General features: G+C 38.9%; 14 protein-coding genes. 7 read left to right on the plus strand and 7 right to left on the minus strand.

Going from position 1 to position 19646, the window contains the following annotated elements; genetic code table 11:
* Window positions 1-292 precede the first annotated feature (292 nt).
* The 4 genes from NMK36_RS23010 to NMK36_RS23025 all read left to right on the plus strand — a co-directional run bounded on the left by NMK36_RS23010 (window position 293) and on the right by NMK36_RS23025 (window position 10317).
* A complete protein-coding gene (locus NMK36_RS23010; protein ID WP_254174703.1) occupies window positions 293-2221 on the plus strand; it encodes a tetratricopeptide repeat protein in 1929 nt (642 codons plus the stop codon).
* The gene (locus tag NMK36_RS23015) at window positions 2196-6524 is read left to right on the plus strand and encodes a methyltransferase domain-containing protein (protein ID WP_254174704.1); all 4329 of its coding nucleotides are present in this window, start codon (window positions 2196-2198) and stop codon (window positions 6522-6524) included. The genes NMK36_RS23010 and NMK36_RS23015 overlap by 26 nt, the downstream gene beginning before the upstream one ends.
* Window positions 6525-6652: 128 nt before the next feature.
* On the plus strand, window positions 6653-8479 hold the full coding sequence (locus tag NMK36_RS23020) for a heparinase II/III domain-containing protein (RefSeq protein ID WP_254174705.1): 1827 nt from the start codon (window positions 6653-6655) through the stop codon (window positions 8477-8479).
* Between the two features lie 11 nt (window positions 8480-8490).
* Entirely contained in the window at window positions 8491-10317 is a 1827-nt protein-coding gene (locus NMK36_RS23025; protein WP_254174706.1) for a heparinase II/III family protein, read from the plus strand.
* Window positions 10318-10343: 26 nt separating this feature from the next.
* Here NMK36_RS23025 and NMK36_RS23030 read toward each other — a convergent pair whose 3' ends face one another.
* The 5 genes from NMK36_RS23030 to NMK36_RS23050 form a co-directional block, all read right to left on the minus strand.
* Complete coding sequence (locus NMK36_RS23030) at window positions 10344-12467, minus strand: glycosyltransferase (protein ID WP_254174707.1); 2124 nt, start codon at window positions 12465-12467, stop codon at window positions 10344-10346.
* A 110-nt stretch (window positions 12468-12577) separates the two neighbouring features.
* Window positions 12578-13546, minus strand: a complete 969-nt coding sequence (locus NMK36_RS23035) for a glycosyltransferase family 2 protein (RefSeq protein ID WP_254174708.1) — start codon at window positions 13544-13546, stop codon at window positions 12578-12580.
* 192 nt (window positions 13547-13738) lie between these two features.
* On the minus strand, window positions 13739-14182 hold the full coding sequence (locus NMK36_RS23040; protein WP_245824197.1) for a type II toxin-antitoxin system VapC family toxin: 444 nt from the start codon (window positions 14180-14182) through the stop codon (window positions 13739-13741).
* Window positions 14148-14420: a hypothetical protein gene (locus NMK36_RS23045; RefSeq protein WP_072718718.1), complete on the minus strand. Its 273-nt coding sequence runs from the start codon at window positions 14418-14420 to the stop codon at window positions 14148-14150. Before NMK36_RS23045 ends, NMK36_RS23040 begins: the two co-directional genes overlap by 35 nt.
* A gap of 165 nt (window positions 14421-14585) precedes the next feature.
* Window positions 14586-15065 carry a DUF29 domain-containing protein gene (locus NMK36_RS23050; RefSeq protein ID WP_254174709.1) on the minus strand — a complete coding sequence of 160 codons (480 nt, stop codon included), beginning with the start codon at window positions 15063-15065 and terminating at the stop codon, window positions 14586-14588.
* 134 nt (window positions 15066-15199) lie between these two features.
* On the opposite strand from NMK36_RS23050, the gene NMK36_RS23055 reads away from it, so the two are divergent.
* Complete coding sequence (locus NMK36_RS23055) at window positions 15200-15637, plus strand: DUF29 domain-containing protein (RefSeq protein ID WP_254174710.1); 438 nt, start codon at window positions 15200-15202, stop codon at window positions 15635-15637.
* Window positions 15638-15758: 121 nt separating this feature from the next.
* Here the strand turns inward: NMK36_RS23055 and NMK36_RS23060 are convergent, their stop codons facing one another.
* Entirely contained in the window at window positions 15759-16745 is a 987-nt protein-coding gene (locus tag NMK36_RS23060; RefSeq protein WP_367400267.1) for a metal ABC transporter substrate-binding protein, read from the minus strand.
* Between the two features lie 151 nt (window positions 16746-16896).
* On the opposite strand from NMK36_RS23060, the gene NMK36_RS23065 reads away from it, so the two are divergent.
* Together NMK36_RS23065 and NMK36_RS23070 are read left to right on the plus strand one after the other, a co-directional pair.
* A complete protein-coding gene (locus tag NMK36_RS23065; RefSeq protein WP_254174711.1) occupies window positions 16897-17661 on the plus strand; it encodes a metal ABC transporter ATP-binding protein in 765 nt (254 codons plus the stop codon).
* Window positions 17662-17764: 103 nt separating this feature from the next.
* Window positions 17765-18601, plus strand: coding sequence for a metal ABC transporter permease (locus NMK36_RS23070; RefSeq protein WP_254174712.1), 837 nt, complete (start codon window positions 17765-17767; stop codon window positions 18599-18601).
* A gap of 106 nt (window positions 18602-18707) precedes the next feature.
* Here NMK36_RS23070 and NMK36_RS23075 read toward each other — a convergent pair whose 3' ends face one another.
* The gene (locus NMK36_RS23075; protein WP_072718293.1) at window positions 18708-19646 is read right to left on the minus strand and encodes a C1 family peptidase; all 939 of its coding nucleotides are present in this window, start codon (window positions 19644-19646) and stop codon (window positions 18708-18710) included.

Below are 19646 nucleotides of genomic sequence, written 5' to 3' on the forward strand. Positions count from 1 at the left end.
GGAAATGTAGCGATCGCATACACTACTTCCCCAGTCTTCCCATAGCGTTTAAGCTGTTGTTAAATGCGATCGCGTAATTCCTCATCCAAGTCCAAGGCTTGAAGCAAGGCTTGAGCCGTATGATTGGGATAACCATCATGTACGGTTCTTAGGGGAGGGGAGAGTGATGACACTCGAACCTTACCCGCTCCCTAAGCGCGTAGCGTAGGGGTGGGAGTGTCAAGATGCTGTTCTCGTTGTTGAGGATAAAAGGGTTTGTATCTTCTCTCAATAGTTTGGCTATTTCATCGCAATGAAAAATTCTGGAGAAAGAGATCTCGTTGAAAAAGCTTTGTTATCACAAAGTCAAGGAGAACTGAACGAAGCTATTTCCTATTATCAGCAAGCACTTCAAATTTGTCCTCAGTGGCCTGAAGTTTATTATAATTTAGGGATTATTTTTGAACAACAGCAAAATTTATCACAAGCTATTCACTGCTATCAACAAGCAATTTTACAAAAGCCTAATTATGCTGAAGCTTACTATAATTTAGGAGTGGTTTATCAAAATAAAAGTTTAATTGAATCAGCCATTAAAAGTTATCAAAAAACAATTGAACTTGCACCTCAACTCATCAGAGCTTATAATAATTTAGGATGTTTATGGATAGAAATTGAGGAATATTCTCAAGCTATTGAACTTTTTAAGCAAGCCCTTAATTTAAACTCTGAACAAGCAGAAATTTATAATAATTTAGGTGAAGCTTATTTAAAAAATGGAAATATAGATGCAGCGATCTCAAATTATTTGCAAGCGGTTAAGTTTAAACCCAGTTTCGTTAAAGCTTATGAAAACTTAGGGCGAATTTTTTATCAGCACAATTTGTTTTCGGTAGCTCTGCAATATTTACAAGAAGGGTTAAAGATTCAACCGGATTCTATTTCGCTTCACAGTCAATGTGCAACTGTATTAATAGCTCAAAATAACCTCGCAGAAGCAATCAGTTATCTGCAAAAAATTGTAGCTTTAGAACAATCTTGGATAACAGCTTATTGTCAGTGGGCAGAAAGGTTCAACAGTGAAGATATAATGGATCAAGCGACGGCTGCTAGTGGTCGATTTTTAAAAATATTATTACAACAATCAATACCTCAAGCTTCTCTTGTCCAAAAATATTTAGCTCAAACCTATTTATATTTAGGTCGAGTTTTAGTGGAATATGGCAATTATCCCAGTGCAGAACGTTATTATAAACAAGCAATTGAGATTGAACGCCAATTAACTGAAGCTTATATTTACTGGGGGAATTGTTTAGCTAAACAATGGCATTTTAATAGGGCTGCTTTGCAATATCATAAAGCTTTATCCCAACAACCAAATAATACAGAACTTTATCAAAAAGTTAGTGAGGTTTTAGAAAAACAGCAGCAAGTTGATCAAAAAAAATTAATTTTAACGTTCGCCAAAGATCGCTATCAATTAAAACTCCCTAAATCTGTAAAATTTCCTGAAAAAAATAAACCTAAATGTCAAGGATTAGACTGTCAATCTTGTTTAAAACAACTTCGTCAACAGTTTAAACCTCAGTTAATCGCACCCGGAATTGAACAGTATTTTTCTCCAGCAAATTTACTAGAAAACTATCTTAATTCTACTGTAACGCTCATTCCTGAAGGACGAGCTTGGGTGGCTCCTAAAACCAGTTGGTGGAATGTCTGTAATGCGATCGCAATTTTCAATTCAGACAATGAATTAATTCCCGAATTGTCTCAATTTTATCCGACTCCTTTACCCGGATGTAAAAATTATGATTGGAGTCAACATCAGGTTTTTTCATTAGATGAGCTTCCACCCCTAAAGGTAATTCAAGGTCGTGTTGCTGTTTTATCAGGACTATCGGGAAATGTCTATTTTCATTGGATGGTTGATATTTTACCCCGAATTAAAATTTTACAAGAAAATGGCATTGATTTAAACACAATAGATGGGTTTTTAATTAATTCAAATCAACAACGCTTTCAACGAGAAACCTTAGAAAAAATTGGAATTCCGGCTGATAAAATCATAGAAAGTGATCAAGTTTCTTATCTACAAGCCTCTAGTTTAATTGTCCCTTCCTATCCGGCTTCGGTAGGATGGGTTGTCCCTAATACGATTAAGTTTTTGCGAAGCCTTTTTTTAACAGATGTTTTAGATAAAAAACAATCCTATCCTAGTGGAAGCGCAACCACTACGGGCTGAACGAGATCCCTTGAATTGCTTGATTTGGGGAGACTATCCAGAGGGACGCTTGGGGATTAGCGAAATGATGGATATTGCCGACCAACATGGTGTCAAACTCACAATGTTCTTAGATTATTGTGAGAAAGATATTTATGGGGAGGCACTACTAGATGTAGGGCGGGAAATCCATCGCCGGGGACATGATTTGCAATTACATGCTCATCTCAATTTTTTTGATCAATCTTTCTGGAGCAAGCATAATATTAAACCAGAATTTCTTCTAAATAAAGTGGATGATGTTTTGGCTCGTGTTACTTTAGATTTTCTCTGTGAGCAACATCAGATTGTAACTGGCAGTAAAGCTGTGGCATTCCGTGGTGGTGGCTATCGTTATAATAATGCCTTACTAAAGGCGATGTTTGAACATGGAGTAATACTTGATTCTAGTCTTAATATTTCTCGTGCGACGCAACCAGTCACACTATCACCAAGCAAACAGTTTCTTTGGTCATCAGGCTGTCTTGAAATACCAGTCTCTTGCGTGGCTGGGTATCGCAATCTTAATTATTTTTTTGATTTTAATTTTAACTCCGGCTACTTCACTAACGTCGATGCGATGATTGAGTATTTGGATATATTCTATTCTGAGCGTGGAGAAGATGCTGTAGCTGTACTTGTCATGCACTCATGGTCATTTTTAAAATTGACTGACCGAAAATATTTTACAGAATCAGTTCCAGAAGATGCTAACAGATTTGCCGAATTCTTGGACAGTATAAAAGACAAAATTGAAGTTATCACAGCATCGGACTTAGTTCATCTACATTCAGAGGAAAAGTTAGCTTTGGATGAAACGCTGGATTTCAAAAACTTTGATCCACCTCCAATTCTAAATCTAAAGGAAACATCAACCATAAATCTCTCAAGTAAACAAGGGGTAATAGCTCCTTATAGCCCCATAGTCGTACCGAATCTTTTAAATGAGTGTTGCCCCATTTGTGGAGCAGGGAAAGCACGTTTTGTGGAAATGAATGGTCGTCGTTGTCCTGATTGTGGTTCGGTAGAACGCCAACGCTGTTTTGCCATTGCTTATGACCAAATTATCCATCAAGAATTTGACTTTGCTAACAAGCATTTGTTAATCTTTAGTCCTTCCATTTCTGAGTTACAGTTTTTAAAGTCCCGTGGAATTGCAGGAAAAACAAGTATAGACATACGTCCTGACTCCAGACCTGATATTATAGCGGATGTTTGTTGTATGCCTCGGATTGAGTCTGGCTCTCAAATTTGTGTATTTGCTAGTTACATAATGCCGAATGTTTATGATATGGAAGCTGCCTTAGATGAAATTGCACGGATATTAGCACCCAACGGTGTTTTCTTTTCCGTTGAAATGCTAACGGCGGGGTCACCTACTAGGGAAATTGAGAAAGAGGAGAACATCACAGGATGGTATGGACAAGAGGCTTTTGAAAAATACAGAGTTGGTAGCTTTCGTATTTTGGGTGAAGATGATTACTTTTATGCCTTGACCAAACGATTCACCGTTAGTCGCTATGCTGCCACTGACCCGATCACTAATCAGGTGACTCTTATTAATATGTGTAAACCCTTACTTAATAAAAAACATATCATCATGGAGACAAATAATTTTCAAGCAATATCGCCTTCTCTATCGACGATCGCGGAACCAGCAAAAACAGCTACACCAAAAGCGGAAATGCCAGTATCAGTTATTGATGCTAGTTTCGATCAATTAATGCGTGATGTAGTTTCTCAGAAACTTAAGCTTCCCCGCAACCAAGCTCGTTTACTCCCTCACACACCACTAAATACGGCACACAAAACCCTCACCAAAGATTTTAAAGAAATCCTTGCACCAGTTTTAACATCTTGGAAAGACCTAGCTAACCCAGAGTTAGCAATCAAGGCTGCTGAATTATCTGATTATGAATCGGAAAATGTTGATGTTGTTCTGAGTTTTGGCGTTCTCGACTTTCTGGAAAACTTTAGTGACACCATTGCTAATACATTTCGTATATTACGTCAAGGGGGGATGGCTTTATTTTATTTGAAACGTCAGCGAATTGTAGAAGGAACTAACCCACCCAATATTGCCTATTTATGCGATCCTCTTGTCTATGGGTTGCCAGAAAATACCCGTTTGCCTAGCATAAAAGTTGGTCGGACTTGGTTGTTAAATGCTTTAGCAGAAGTGGGATTTGAGCCTGAGCATTTTGAGTTTTGCAGTGAGGAAAGTGGCGAAACGGTGGAATGGTTTGTTGGACATAAACCGGGTTCACCAGTTTTAACTGACTCGACTCTTGAGACAGACTACCAAGAGGAAGCAGATCCTGTATTCTGCGATATCTGTGGTGCTGACCTATCTTCTTTGGCGAAAAATGAAACTGGTTGCCCAAACTGTCACTCCAGACCAAGAACACGTACCATAGTAAAGTTAGGTGAGCGACTTTTGCAAATCTTCCCGTCTGGAAGTCAGGCAGAAAATAGAATTTTGTTAGGATTTGCCATGAATGGTGCTGAGGAACGTGTTCTAATTCCAGCCATATATGGTCGTCTCCAGTCAGTTTCACTGTATGGTAAATATCGCCAAGATCATGAAGAAGGCGTGGATATGCGTGATTTATCACGGTATGGGAATGCTAGTTTTGATGGCGTTTTTGGCTGTTTAGTTTTCGATTATTTTGAGGAACATGAGGTAGCTCTGGGTGAAATCGCACGGGTGCTTAAACCTGGAGGGGTGTTTTTCACGCACATTGCTCCTTACAGGCTAAGTGCTGATCCAGATTCTCCGCCAAAAACAACATCAATTATTAAAAAACGTCCCGACTATTTTGCTTACATCCCAGATGCTGCGGATATGCCTTCGATCAATGTAGGTCGCTCCTGGTTTCTTGATGCCATCAAACGTGCTGGTCTGGAACCTGAACTGGTCGAGATCGTAGATAAGCAATCTGGTGAGAAGATTGACTGGTTCTTAGGAATTAAAGCAGGGACAGATACCACGACGAAATCCTTATCCAAGACAAATCCTATAAACCTCTCTCATCCCCCTGTCTGTTATTCAATCCCCCTGCCTGAAGAGAGTGGTTACCGACTCCTAGATATCACTATTTCTCTGCCAGAACTTACCGATAGTTTGACAGGAATGGACTTCGCCGAACATATAATAGACTCGGCAACTGGTTCTCCTTCAAAAACAGTTGTGCTTTGTGGCACAGGCAGTTTGTGCGTTTCTGATGATTTGGGCGAGTCCTGGAGAACTATCCAAACGAAAGGGTTTGAAGACTACCGCTGGTGGAATTGCTTCACTACCTCGACTGGTCGTCATATTCTGCAAAGTCTAGGCTGGCAAGGGACGAATGATCCCGTCACGGACCCTGACAAGCACGCAGCCTTGTTACTCTTTGATCACAACTGGGAGTATATTGGTAGTGCTAGTGCGGGGAAAGCTTCATGGCATGGGTCGGCATCCATCGGAGAATCTGGCGGAGCCATTATGTTTGCTGAGTATTATACCAACTCTGAACGCTATCGACCTGATTTTAAAGAGAAGCAACAAGAATACATAAAAAGTTTACGTCCTAACGCAATATGGCGCTCAACAGATGACGGTATCAGCTGGCATAAAGTTCTTGAGTTTAGTCCTTTAGATATTAGACATTTCCATACTGTCATCCCAGATCATTTCTTGCCCGGAACTTGGTGGGCTAGCAGTGGTGATATGGTTCATGAATCACGTGTTTGGAGAACGGAGGACAACGGTGATAACTGGATAGAAGTGACTAACCTAGATCCAGATATCTGCCTTCCTATAATGACCGAGAAATTAAAATGTCATCGCTATACTGATGCAATTATTGAGAAAGATAGCATTATTTGGGGGGCTGATGATTATCTTGGCTCATTGCATGCCTTGAGTGAAACTCTTCCTCTGCCTGAACGCACAGGGTCGCGCATTTATATTTCCCCAAAAACCTCGCCCCTTATGCCTCGGGAACTGGGTATTATTGGTCATCCTATTCGCAAGTTTGTGGATGTTGGTCCCGGTTGGATCATTTTTACTGAAGCAAAACAAGCCTCCCTTGGTCTCCGCCCACAAGTGTTCCTTTTGTTCAAGAAAAGCTTCCGTCTGGTTAAACTGATGGAATTGGAAAACTGGCGAAACGTAGCTACAGGCTTTACCTACTCTCGTGGTAGTAAAGTTGCCTATAATGGGTGCTTTTTTATCTATAGAAGCCATTTTGATGTATTCGAGGATGGTATACGTTGCTTGAAATGGCAAGTTAAATTTCAATGAGGTGTCCTGCGAGCTTTGAGCCAAAAAACTTTCGTACCCTTGTAGTTCAGCGTCCCCAAGTCACATTTGACGAGTTAGATACTTCGCCGAAACATTATGCGCTAGATTTTCATAAAAGTCTTGATCTAATGTTGGATAACGGTTGGGAACGCCACGGACACCACCTCCCTACCCTAGCACCTCCTTTGCCTTGGAGAAAATTTGACCGTTCATTTAAATTTCATTTGCACGCTTGGGAACCTCTGTCTTTTTTACTCAAAGGCAGTTGTACTGGAGATGATCGGGTGCGTTGTAAACGCTATTTTAAGGCATCCTTTGATTATGCCCTAGACTGGATCAATACTTTTCAAATTCCCGTTATTGACCTCGATCCTGCATCGCTGTTGGAAAAGGAGATAACAGAATCAGAGAGTTTCGCTTGGTATGATATGGCTGTTGGGCAACGTATCTACCGACTAGCTTACATTTTGGATACAGTTTGTCGTGATTCTAGTTATACTGATGAAACAGTGGAAATTCTTTACCATAGTCTACAATTCCACCATCGCCTCCTGTCTATCGACAATTTTTTTAAAGTTCACTCCAATCATGGTCTTTATCAGGCTTTAGGTCAACTTGCTGCCGCCAAACGATTTGCTGACATAGATGAAGACTCAAGCTGCTATTTTACCTTAGCAACTGATAGACTTTCTCAATTGATTTCTGAACATTTTACTATTGACAATGTTCACAAAGAACACTCACCTGGATACCATTACATGATTCTCGGTAGTTTGATTGGTGCAAGGCAGACAAATCTGATCACAAATCCAGCAATTTCTGAGTGTATTGAAGCGATGGAAAAGGTGTTGACGTGGATGATCAAGCCTAACTATTATATCACCACTTTGGGAGATACGGACTCTGGAGGAATGGTTCGGATAGAAAGGCTGGCTCGACGATATCAAAATTCTGGTTTGCAAGCTATTACATCGAAAGGTCAGATAGGCTGTTACCCTGAAGCTGGGGTTTCTGCTTTTTATTCTGCTGGCTATGCTTTCGCTCGTCTTTTTGCTCCTAACGTGCAACCAGAATTTGCTAACAGTTCCTATCTAGCTCAGACTGCCTGTTTCCATTCTCGTGTTCACAAACAAGCAGACCACCTCTCTTTTATCTGGTACGACAAAAATCGTGATATTCTAATTGATCCAGGCCGTTATGCTTATGCCGGTCGTACTGAAAGAGGTTCTGACCTTTTCAATCAAGGTTTTTGGTATTCTGATCCAAAGCGTATTTATTGCGAAACAACTCGTGCTCACAATACAGTTGAGATAGACGGCAAGAGTTTTCCAAGAAAAGTAAAGCCCTTTGGTTCAGCTTTATTATATGCGGCTGAGGAGGATGGTTGTGCTGTTACCTACTGTGAGGCTACCCATTTTAGGAGAATACGCCATAATCGTTTGCTGATCATGGGGCCAGGGCGATTTTTACTTGTCCTTGATTGGCTTTACGATCGATCAGGAACTTTCCATGATTACCGCCAGTATTTTCACTTTGCCTCGGAATGGAATGTTTTCAAGCAAGATGACACAATTATTGCTCATCATCCCGGTAGTGAATCTCTTACTTCCCTCGATTTATGTGTCACCAGTTTAATTAAAACAGCAACTTTAAGTTTTGTTGTGCGGGGTCAGGAAGAACCTGATTTACTAGGTTGGTTATCTGATCAAGCTAACAGTCTGATTCCTACCAGTTGTTTTCATTTTCACCAATATTCAAATCAGCCAACATCCTTTGTAACTTTATTCGTTTTTGGCAAAACATTAGAAGTTGATCAAAAAATGACACGGTTTAATCGGAGTCTGAGTGCGGGACAAGTAGCCTGGAAAGATCAGCAAGGCTCTATATTGATACAAATACAAAAACTAAAATTAGCAGAAGCTCAACAAAGGAATATTAAGGTGTTTGAATCTTAGGTGAACTTCTCATGAATTATTTTGGACAAATTGACTGGATTCAAGAAGCGAATGAGGTTTTAAATAACGGGTGGAATGGTAGAGGCGGCTATGGTGTCATCAAGTTAGATGATGAAATACCTTGGAAGCTCAAAAATGAACAGCAGCGTTCTTGGAATTTTCATATCCATTCATGGGATATGCTAGAAAGTCTTCTTAATGGCTACGATCAAACCCATGACACTAGGTTCTTGAAGCCTGCAATCCGAATCGCTGTAGATTGGGTAGATAAACATTCAAACACCGCCGCAAACACAGATATCTCTCCTTTTGCTTGGTACGATATGGCAGTAGGAATACGTGCCGCTCGTTTGGCTCACATCATTGACGCAGGTACACAGTCAGGACTACTCGACTCACAAGCGCGGGAAATACTATGGCTCTCGCTGATGTTGCATCATACCTATTTGTCCAACGATGCCAATATTCTTTTTCACAACAATCATGGTTTTTTCCAAATTGCCGGACAAATTCAGATGGGACGCCTCTGGGTTCAAGAATCACCATTGATGAAACAGGCACTAGAGCAGGGTACAGAACGATTGAAGTTAATGCTTAAGAAGCAATTTGCCAGCGACGGAATTCATCTTGAACATTCACCCTATTATTTTCGAGAGGTTTATGAAACTCTCAAAGTTATGGTAGATTCAGGTGTGATTAATGATGCCGAAACTCTTGCTTTTATCAAAAAGATTGAGATTGCCCTTTCATGGTTTGTACTACCTAACGGTAATCTTGCAAACTTTGGTGATTCTGACTGTGAGTCTTTGCTGTGCGAACCTACGGAAGCTGAATGGCGGTGGCGGACACCAGAAATGCGCTATGTGGTGAGTGCCGGAAAAACGGGAACACCTCCCTCTGCCCGTATTGCTGTCTTTCCTGAAGGAGGCTATTTCATAGTGCGTCAAAGCTCCGAAAGAATACCCAATGATTTTTCCAAAAGTAGCTATTTAGCCCAAATTGCTGCTTTTCATTCCCGTACCCATAAACAAGCTGATGACTTAAGTTTCATCTGGTCGGATAGAGGTAATAGCATTCTAATAGATGCTGGTCGCTACGGCTATATAGGAAGAACAGAGGTCAATTCTGAGTTATGGCAGGATGGTCACTGGTATTCCGATAAAAATCGTGTTTATTGTGAATCAACTCGTGCTCATAACACACTAGAGTTTGATGGCAAGAATTATCCGCGCAAGGGTGTAAAGCCATATAGTAGTGCATTAGGTCGCTATGTAGAAGATGCTTCTGGGGTAATTGCCCTAGAAACAGTATGCAAACATTTCCGTAGCATCAAGCGATGTCGAGTGTTAATATTCAAGCCAGGAAATTGGTTAATAGTGTTTGACTGGTATTGTGACACATCCAAAAAACCACAGCATATCCGGCAATGGTTTCATTTTGCTCCGTCCTTAGAAGTGAAGCTCGATGACAATGGCTATCTTATTGAATTACCTGAGAATGGAGAATTACTGCTTTTGAAACCTCTACTTGATCATATGACACCTTCACGCATCTATTGTGGTGAAACCTCCGAGCCTATGCAGGGCTGGTTTTCCCCTGCGGAGCGCGAAATTTTACCCAGTCCTGCTTGTTGTTATGAACAAACAGGAGAAACTACTGGTGTACTTGCGTCACTATTTAGTTTTTCCTCTGATTTGATTCCAGACCCGGCTTGGTCTAATGTTAATGTTACAGGTCGAAATGCCCGGTTTCGTTGGCAAGATGACGATGGCCGTCATACCTTGACACTCAATCGTCAAGAAAATCAACCTTTAGAATTAAACTATAGTGTTGACTAGATTTTAATACTTGCAATAACTTTTTTTCAATTGCTTAAGCTTTGGTATATTTCTATAAACTTTTTCCCTAGAATTTGCCAATCTTTTTCAGATTTTATCCAATTCCTAGCTGCTTTTCCGAGTTGAAGACGCAGAGAATCATTCTCAATCAAAATCTCAAATATTCTAGCTAAATCTTCAACATCATCTTTCTTATGCAATAACCCTGTTACACCATCATTGACAATTTCTTTTAAAGCTGCCACATCAGAAGATACGACGCACTTTTCCATGCTCATCGCTTCAAAAGGTTTTAGAGGTGATACCATTTCACAAACCAGTTGACCTTTACGTGGGTAGGCAGTAATGTCAACTAAACTATAATATCTTTCAACTTCTTGATGGGATACTCTTCCCGTAAAATTGACGATATCCTGTAGATTTAATTGGTTACATAACAATTTAACCGTCTCCAGGTAATCCCCATCTCCTACAATCAAGACAGCGAAATTATTTAATCCTTTAGCCTTTAGAAGGGCAGATGCTTGTAAAATATATTCTATTCCTTCGTATTGCAGGACTGAGCCAATATAGCCAATTACTACTTTATTTTGATACTCCAAAAAAGCTTCTAAATCTCGGTCTCGTTCTAAAGGCTTAAACCTCTGTGGGTCAGCACCATTAGAGATCACTGTGATTTTATCACGGGGAATACCACGTTCTACCATTTCTGTTTTTAAGGCTTCAGTAAGCGTTATTACTACTGTAGCGGTCATTCCAGCTTCTACTTCCATTCTTTTCATCATATTAAATGAATCAGAATTGTCAAAGTCGGGTTCTTTAGAAGATCGTGTAATTTCCCATAACCCTCGAATTTCATAAATACTGGGAATCCCTAAAAGTTTAGCAGTATGGTTCCCTGCTATTCCATTAATAAAATTAGAGGCTGAATGTATGATATTGGGACGGTCGTTAAGAGAATAATTGAAAAGAGCTTCAGTGTACTTTGATAAGTATTCAGGCAAGGGAATTTTATTGTAAAAAAAAGTAGAGGTTGGTAAGCGATGATACGTGACTTGATCAATTTCATCATAAATAGGAATTTGATCAAAATCCATCTCATCTTTTGGAAAACCCAAACGAGTGATAGCACTAATCTGAACTCCTTGTTTAATTAAACTTTGAGCTATAGCATGGCTACGGGTTGCATATCCCACTGATTTATAGGGGAGTGAATTATGAATAACATATAATATTCTTGGAACTTGATTTTGTAATCGATAATGGTTACACGGAAAATTAAAGTCAAGGTTTGACAAAGGAAAACCGTTTTTCAAAAGCTCAATGTCTCCTTCAATATGGGCGGATATTTTGTCTTTGACACCCGTGCTTTTTTCAATATGCTTTAAAAGCTCTAAAGGAGATATTAATCCCCCTTGCTTTCGATAAAAATAAGCTAACTTTTGAGCAAAAAAGCAATCAGAAGTTAATCTAAAAAAAAGTTGCAAAATCGGGATGTTTTGATGTTGATCGCTTTCCAATAATTGATAAACCTTTTGTTTTATCCAATTGTTTTGTAATGTCACTTGTTTTATAAAAAACAATTCAGCATCTAAATCTGTTAGATTATCTTTATGTTTTTCGTTGAAACTTAATCTCACTTTTTCTATGAGACTTGTCAAAAATTGATTTGGGTGTTTTAAAACTGGTATAGAATAAACACTGAAGTAGTTGCCAACCAAAGCAGCCTTTTCTAAATCTCCCAAACCCGATAATGTCTTTAATAAATATTGGGGAAACTTTTTATTTTTGGGATTTAAACCAAAATCATCTGCATATCGTAATATTTCTTGTTCTAAAAAATTATTTCTCTGAGGATGAATTGTCTGATTAAAGGATGGGATCAACACGGTTTCATTATTTAGAATTTTATTTAACAATGATCTGAATTGTTCGGAGTCTATAAGATGACAGACCTGACTAATATTATTGTGTTGTTTTATATTAAAATCTTGAAATTTATTGATCCAATCCGATATGGTTTCCGCTCTGAAATAGGGTGTGTACTGCAAAGATTGTTCTAATGACCTAGCCATCCCAGCATGATCGCCTTGACAATAATGTTGCCACGCCTCTTTCACCAAAGATTGATAACGTTCGTAGTTTTCCATTTAGCTTTATCTACCTCGCTTGTACTAAATATCGTTCTACAATTTCATCCTAAATCATTGACAGATTCCAATTCAAAATATCCACATCATTTAAGATTCCCTTATGGCCATCAGTCTATCATCATGTTCATAATTAGTTGCTGCCAATTCGGTAAATCCGTCAACAAACAAATATCCAAACTCAAGCCATTCTGAACAGAGAATTTTTTAAACTGCTCTACCCAGTCTGAAATCGTTTCCATTTTGTAGTAGGGACTATATTCTAAAGACCTGTTGAGAAATCGAGCCATCTCGTCATAAAATCCTTGCTCATACTGATACCAAGCAATCCACACTAAAGTATGATAATGCACTTGCGACTCTATTTTTTGAATAGGTTCGGGTAAATCCCCATGAGCAAAAAATTTATTTAACACATTCAGCAGACATTCAGCTTGAGTTTGGGTGTTTCTAGTCGTGTTCCCCCCATACCTGCGATAGCCCACCGCCACCCGTCGCCACCAAGCTGCTTCACATCCTATTAACGCTAAACGCAACACCAAATCAACATCATGGGACTGGCGCAACTCCCCATCAAACCCCCCCGCCTGTTGTAACCAGTTTTGTCGGATTATCATTCCACTGGTTTTTACAGGTTTGTACATTAACCAACTTTCCAAATTCAGATCAGGAATCTCACGCCAAGGTTCCACATCAATAATTTTATCACCTCCTGCATCAACAATTTGCCAGCCTGTATGCACACTACCCAGACTCGGTTGTTGCTCAAAACAATTAACTTGTTCTGCCAGCTTTTCTGGTACAATCCAAAAATCATCCGCATCTAAAAAGGCAATCAATTCACCCTTAGCTTCTTTAATTCCCAAATTACGAGCGACAGCCGAACCTTGATTATCTTGATAAAAATATCTGATTTTATGTTTGTAAGGTTCTAAAACTTGACGAGTTTCATCCGTTGAACCATCATCAATAACAATAATTTCATAATCTTGATAGGTCTGCATTAAAACACTATCAATCGCTTCAGTAAGAAAGCGATCGCAATTATAAGTCGGAATAATTACACTCACTCTAGCCATTAAAATTGCTGTTAATTAATACGGTTTAAATTATTTATGGGATACCAGTTATTCTCTAATAATTGTTCAAAATTTTCTGATAAATGCGATCGCCCCAAAAGATAAACCCCCCCTGACCAAAGTAGATTTAGGAAGATGTAGCTGACTAAATCAAGCCACTATTAGCTGATCAACAGGCTATCCAAATTAGCCCTAAGTCACCATTAATTTAGTAAATCCAGCTTGCTCAAAATGTCGATCAGATGTAAACGCATCAGTAATACCTTCTTGCCTCATCACAACAAAACTAATACAATCCGTTAGCCCCCAATCTTTGTCAGAATACTGATGGTAAATCGCCCAACCTTTATCCAACAAATTTGGATCTAAAGGGATAACTTGAATCACATCGGTCGCCTTTTTAATCCCATTAATATAAGCATAAGTTTTCTGGCGCAAATTCGTACTGCATAAAGCATCAGCTACTTCTAACAAAACAAACTCTGTTGTCACTAAAGTAATCTTCTGTTGCTTAAGTTTCAACAGAATTTGTTCAGATTGAGCCGCGAGATGATCACTCTGATTAATCAAAGCTATCCAAGCCGATGTATCCACAAAAACTTTATGTCCCTTGATCATCGTGCTTAGGTGTACCATACAAATAATGATCGTGTTGATCTGCTAAATCAGGTATTCCCGTTTCCATTTGACAATCTTCTATAACCGATAACAACCTGTCCCACCCAGATTCAGATTCATCCGATGATACACCTACTGTTGTAGCAGTTGTCGGTGTATCCAAGAATATGATAATAACTGGGTGAAATTCGCCATAAGAAACTTGTTCACTGGGATGAACTACCCCATCTTTAAAAATACCCCTTATTGACTGCATAAAGTCCCCTCTTTCTCCCATGCGAGTTAGACCTCGAAACAATCCCCGCCCAGACTTAGACAGAGAATCCCTTGCTTTATGTTAACATACAAACGCTTCACCGAAGAAAGCGATCAAAATTATACGTTAGAATAATAACACTAACTCTAGGCATGAAAACTTCTGTTAATTAATACGGTTTAAATTATTTGGGGGATACCAATTATCTTCTAATAATTGTTCAAATAAATAAGGACAAACAGTCGGAAATAGACTTTGAGATAAACCTGTTTTTTTACTAACTAAACTCACAGCAACCTGATAGATAGAGTCTAATTCTGGAATTAGCTTGTTTTTTAATGTCGTCGTTAATTCATGACTTAAATCATCTCTAAACGCAATAATTTTTGCTTGCCAATGCCGATAGTTTTGCTCATACTCTTGCTCCCAGTATTCCAACAAAAGTAAATGAATAATAATCTGCCTTAAAAGACTTCTAACTTTGTTAAATTCGCTTCTTCCCAAACTTTCTAACTCCTCAATTAAACTGTCTAAATCTAAATTGTTAAAATTTTTTATTTTTAATATTTCAATGGTTTTTTGTAACCATAAATAATCGTCGGTTTGATACAAGTCTTGAAGTTGATGTTTAACTAAATTTTCCATATTTTTTTCTCTGTCTCTAAATGCTTAACCTTGATTAGCGATCGCCTTTGGCTGGGCGAAGCCCATCGCATCCCCTAATTCCTTATGTTAATCTATGATCAACAAAATATTAATCCTCTGTTCGAGTATATCCCATGAGTATAACCCTTTACGAACAGGACTTCTATAGCTGGGTTTACCAGCAATCTAACCTTCTACGGGAAGGGAAATTTGAGCAACTAGATTTAGCTCATCTCATTGAGGAGTTAGAAGACTTGGGAAATCGCCATTATGACCAACTTGAATCTCGCTTCATACAGTTAATTGCTCATTTACTGAAATGGCAGGTTCAGTATTGGAAACAGACAAACAGTTGGCGTGCGACCATCCGTGTTCAACGCACTGCTATTGCTAAACTGTTAAGGCGAAATCCTGGTTTGAAATCCCGTTTAGAAGAAGCCTTGAATGAAAGCTGGTCAGAAGCGAGGGATTTAGCGATCGCAGAAACCGATTTACCCGATGATCAGTTTCCTGAAGTTTGTCCTTTTTCTGTAGAACAAATCATGAGTTCTAACTTTTGGCCTGACCCCTAATAGAAAACCCTGATAGTCCTGATGTTAGCTTAGAATACATATTTTCTATCAAAATTTTTCTCTTTTTAAACTGAGTTTTAGGCGTTAGTTAAAGCATCTAATATGACGCTATTATATCAAGTTAATTAGGATTAAAAGGGGTATATTTTCCTCCTAATGCTTCAACAATCGTTTTTGTATTCTTAACTAACATTTTAACATAAGTATCTCCCTCACCCCCTGGAGCACCAATCGAATCCGAATATAATTGCTCTGGTGCTAATTTAACACCTGATTCTTCTGCAACGGTTGTAATTAATTTAGGGTTAATGGTGGTTTCTGCAAAAATAGCCGGAACTCCTGTTTTTTGAATTGAATCGGATAAATTTTTAACAGTTTTTGCGCTCGGTTGTTCTTCTGTACTAATCCCAATTAATGTCCCCATTACCTCTAAGCCATAGGCGTGAGCATAATATTGAAACGCATCATGGGTTGTGACTAATTTGCGATTTTGAGGAGGAATGGTTGCTATTTGTTGTTGAATCCAACGATCTAACTGTGTTAGCTCTTGAATTAGTTTCGCTGAATTTTTATTAAAAATACTTTTATCTTTAGGGGATAAAATAGTTAACTCATCCCTAATCTTATTAACCATTAAAATAGCGTTTTTAGCGGTTCCCCAAACGTGAGGATCGGGTTGTGTTTGTCCTTTATATTGAAAATCCAAAGGTTTAATCACTTCTCCCACTGCTACTTTTTTTCCAGAGGTGGATGCAGCTTTCATTAATTTAATTAAACCTGGTTCTAAATTATAGCCATTATAAAGAATTAAATCTGCTTTTTCTAAAGCAATACTATCTTGGGGTACAGGTTCATAAACATGGGGATCTGCGCCCGGTTGTAAAATCCCTTGATGGTCAATTTCATCCCCGCCAATCTGTTCTGTTAAATCCGCAATAATGGTACTGGTAGATACGACTTTCGGTTGATCCTGATTCACAGAATTTTCGGTTATTGATTGAGTACAACTACTTAATCCACTTAAAATTATTCCCAGTAAAACACTGAAAAATCCTACAGATACAGGCTTATGAGTGATTATTTTCATCATTCGGTCAGCTATTTTCATAATTTTTTCATTAATTATTTCATAATTTTTTCATTTTTGCAGTAGACTAGAAGAATAATCCTCCTAAAGTAGCCCCTCAAATTCTTCCGTGATCAGGAAGTCAATGGGGAAACCACTCCATAAAATACAGATAACAATGGATCAAACGGCTATGAACAGTCTAAAATTCCCCCATCCTCTGCACCAGTCTCTCAGTGTCCATCACCTCAGCGTCAACTATCGAGGGGTGGAAGCACTTCGAGATATCAGTTTGGACATTCAACCCGGACGACTAACGGGCATTATTGGCCCTAATGGCGCAGGAAAAAGTACGTTGATGAAGGCCATGTTGGGTTTAGTTCCAATGGGGACGGGTTCGGTGGTGTATGGCGGAAAACCCCTGAGTCAGCAACGCCAACGAGTGGCTTATGTTCCCCAGCGATCGCAAATTGATTGGGACTATCCAGCAACGGTTTGGGATATTGTGATGATGGGGAGAGTACGGAAAACGGGGTGGTTACGTCCTTTTTCCGGGGTGAGTCGTCGCATTGCAACTCAGGCGTTAGAACGGGTGGGAATGGTTGAGTACAAAAATCGCCCCATTGGTCAACTGTCGGGGGGTCAACAACAGCGTGTTTTTTTAGCGAGATCTTTGGCGCAGGAAGCGGAAATTTTTTGTTTTGATGAACCGTTTGTTGGGATAGATCAAAAAACAGAAGCCATAATTTTTAGTTTATTTCGAGAGTTAGCAGCATCGGGTAAAATTGTGATTGTGATTAATCATGATTTAGGGGAATCTATTGTTAATTTTGATGATTTAATCTTGTTGAATCAAGAAATAATTGCGACGGGAAATCGTCAACAGGTTTTAAAAGAAGATTATTTACAACAAGCCTATGGGGGTAGGGTATTTTTCTTTTCTGAAAAAGTGGCTTAACCTCTCGTTCCCGGTTTTATCGTGCTACGCGCTATAAATATTTTATAAAATTTGGTGCGTGCGTTGCGCTTACGCACCCTACAATTTTTTGAGTTGAAATCACATGATCAATTTGTTAATTGAACCTTTACAATATAGTTTTATGCAGCGATCGCTGACGATTGCTATTTTAGTCGGAATTATTTGCGCTGTTGTCGGTAGCTATTTAATGGTGCAGCGATTAGCCTTATTAGGAGATGCTATTAGTCATTCTGTTTTGCCTGGTTTAGCGATCGCTTTTATCCTCAATGCTAATATTTTTGTCGGAGCTTTTATTGCTGGAATTTTGAGTACCATTTGTATGAATATTATTAGAACCTATTCCCGTATTAAAGAAGATGCGGCGATGGGAATCGTATTTTCAGCGTTTTTTGCCTTGGGAATAACCTTAATTACGTTAGTTCAAAAAGATAATAAAATAGATCTCAATCATTTTTTATTTGGCAATATTCTAGGAGTGACGGGAGAGGATGTTAGAGATACCTTTATTATTGCGATTATTATTCTGGCGGTTGTTACCTTAATCTATAAAGAACTGCTGTTTTATACCTTCGATCCCTTGGGTGCTGAAGCCACAGGTTTACCAGTTAACCTGCTCAATTTAGGATTAATGGGATTAATTGCCTTAACCATTGTTGCCAGTTTAAAAGCGGTTGGAGTCATCTTAGTTTTATCCTTATTAATTACTCCCGCCGCTACAGCTTATTTATTAGTCGAACGTCTCCATCTCGTGATGATATTCGGTGTCATTATTGGGGTAATTTCCAGTATTAGCGGAATGTACTTAAGTTACTTTTATAATCTCCCTTCCGGCCCTGCTATTGTATTAGTAACATTTGGGTTATTTGTATTAGCCTTTTTATTCAGTCCCACCCAAGGATTATTAAGAATAAAACATTAAAATTAGGGTGCGTAAGCCTAAAGTACGCACCACTAACCCTTTATCAACAAAAAAATAACCTTTTTAATCTTGATATTCAACCTATATATAGATTGATTCTAAGACATTATTCTTCTTCATCATATTCCTCATCTTCATCATATTCCTCATCCTCATCATATTCTTCTTCTTCGTATTCCTCCGAATCTTCTATAATTTCTCCTTCATCATCAAACCAAACTCCTTCACTAAAATCGAGATCCGTAACGCTTTTTACTGTCCAACAATCCCCATCATTAAATGCAGGATTTGCTAAATATTCATAGGGAATATAACAATAACCATTATCCCCCCAATCTGTTCCCCAAGAATTGCGAACTACAAAGACTTGATAGGGGTCAGAATAGCCGACACATAACATTGCATGACCGCCAATATAATCTTCTTGTTCCGGTTTAGGCATCGGAATTCCCTTATTTCCTTCGCGCATAAAAGATGCAAATAAAGGCAAACCAAAAGCAAAGGGATATCCCTCCGCTAAACAATGTTTCATCGCATATAAATCAACCGGAATTCTTTCCGCTTCCATTAACCGAAAATTGTAAGCTGCATCATAAGCTTCTTGATGAGGTTCATCGAAAACAGCATCGGGATCATAGGGCCAAATAGGCTCAGGACAAGTACCCCATTCCTGTAAGACTTTAATACAATTTAAAATGGTTGTTCCAGCATCTTGATCCACTTCATCATCAAGCGATCGCGCATTATAATAAATGAATAATCGGCTCACATCTCCCGCTTCTCCTAACGTTCGTTTCGCCAAATATTCATAAGCTCCCGCCATCGCATTAGCGGTACAACTTCCTACCTCTCCTTGATCTTCTACATCCGTTAAATAATGTCGTAAATCCACCCGAATGGGTAGTTCTTTTTGAGCAAAACGGTGAGTGCTATATTTCTTTTGTTGATCATTTAGGGGACTGGGACGATAGGCACCCACTTTGACCGCCTTACGGCTCCCATAGTCTACTAGGGAAAGTTTTCGAGTCTGAAGATATTGGCTCAT

This window comes from Planktothrix pseudagardhii, from assembly GCF_904830925.1.
Lineage (GTDB): Bacteria > Cyanobacteriota > Cyanobacteriia > Cyanobacteriales > Microcoleaceae > Planktothrix > Planktothrix tepida.

Excerpts from the sequence above, each read along its gene's own strand:
- NMK36_RS23075 (WP_072718293.1), bottom strand. The coding sequence starts at position 19,646 with ATGAGCCAATATCTTCAGACTCGAAAACTTTCCCTAGTAGACTATGGG.
- NMK36_RS23045 (WP_072718718.1), bottom strand. The coding sequence starts at position 14,420 with ATGCAGTCAATAAGGGGTATTTTTAAAGATGGGGTAGTTCATCCCAGT.
- NMK36_RS23070 (WP_254174712.1), top strand. The coding sequence starts at position 17,765 with ATGATCAATTTGTTAATTGAACCTTTACAATATAGTTTTATGCAGCGA.
- NMK36_RS23050 (WP_254174709.1), bottom strand. The coding sequence starts at position 15,065 with ATGGAAAATTTAGTTAAACATCAACTTCAAGACTTGTATCAAACCGAC.
- NMK36_RS23010 (WP_254174703.1), top strand. The coding sequence starts at position 293 with ATGAAAAATTCTGGAGAAAGAGATCTCGTTGAAAAAGCTTTGTTATCA.
- NMK36_RS23020 (WP_254174705.1), top strand. The coding sequence starts at position 6,653 with ATGTTGGATAACGGTTGGGAACGCCACGGACACCACCTCCCTACCCTA.
- NMK36_RS23060 (WP_367400267.1), bottom strand. The coding sequence starts at position 16,745 with ATGAAAATAGCTGACCGAATGATGAAAATAATCACTCATAAGCCTGTA.
- NMK36_RS23055 (WP_254174710.1), top strand. The coding sequence starts at position 15,200 with ATGAGTATAACCCTTTACGAACAGGACTTCTATAGCTGGGTTTACCAG.
- NMK36_RS23040 (WP_245824197.1), bottom strand. The coding sequence starts at position 14,182 with ATGGTACACCTAAGCACGATGATCAAGGGACATAAAGTTTTTGTGGAT.
- NMK36_RS23035 (WP_254174708.1), bottom strand. The coding sequence starts at position 13,546 with ATGGCTAGAGTGAGTGTAATTATTCCGACTTATAATTGCGATCGCTTT.
- NMK36_RS23030 (WP_254174707.1), bottom strand. The coding sequence starts at position 12,467 with ATGGAAAACTACGAACGTTATCAATCTTTGGTGAAAGAGGCGTGGCAA.
- NMK36_RS23065 (WP_254174711.1), top strand. The coding sequence starts at position 16,897 with ATGAACAGTCTAAAATTCCCCCATCCTCTGCACCAGTCTCTCAGTGTC.
- NMK36_RS23025 (WP_254174706.1), top strand. The coding sequence starts at position 8,491 with ATGAATTATTTTGGACAAATTGACTGGATTCAAGAAGCGAATGAGGTT.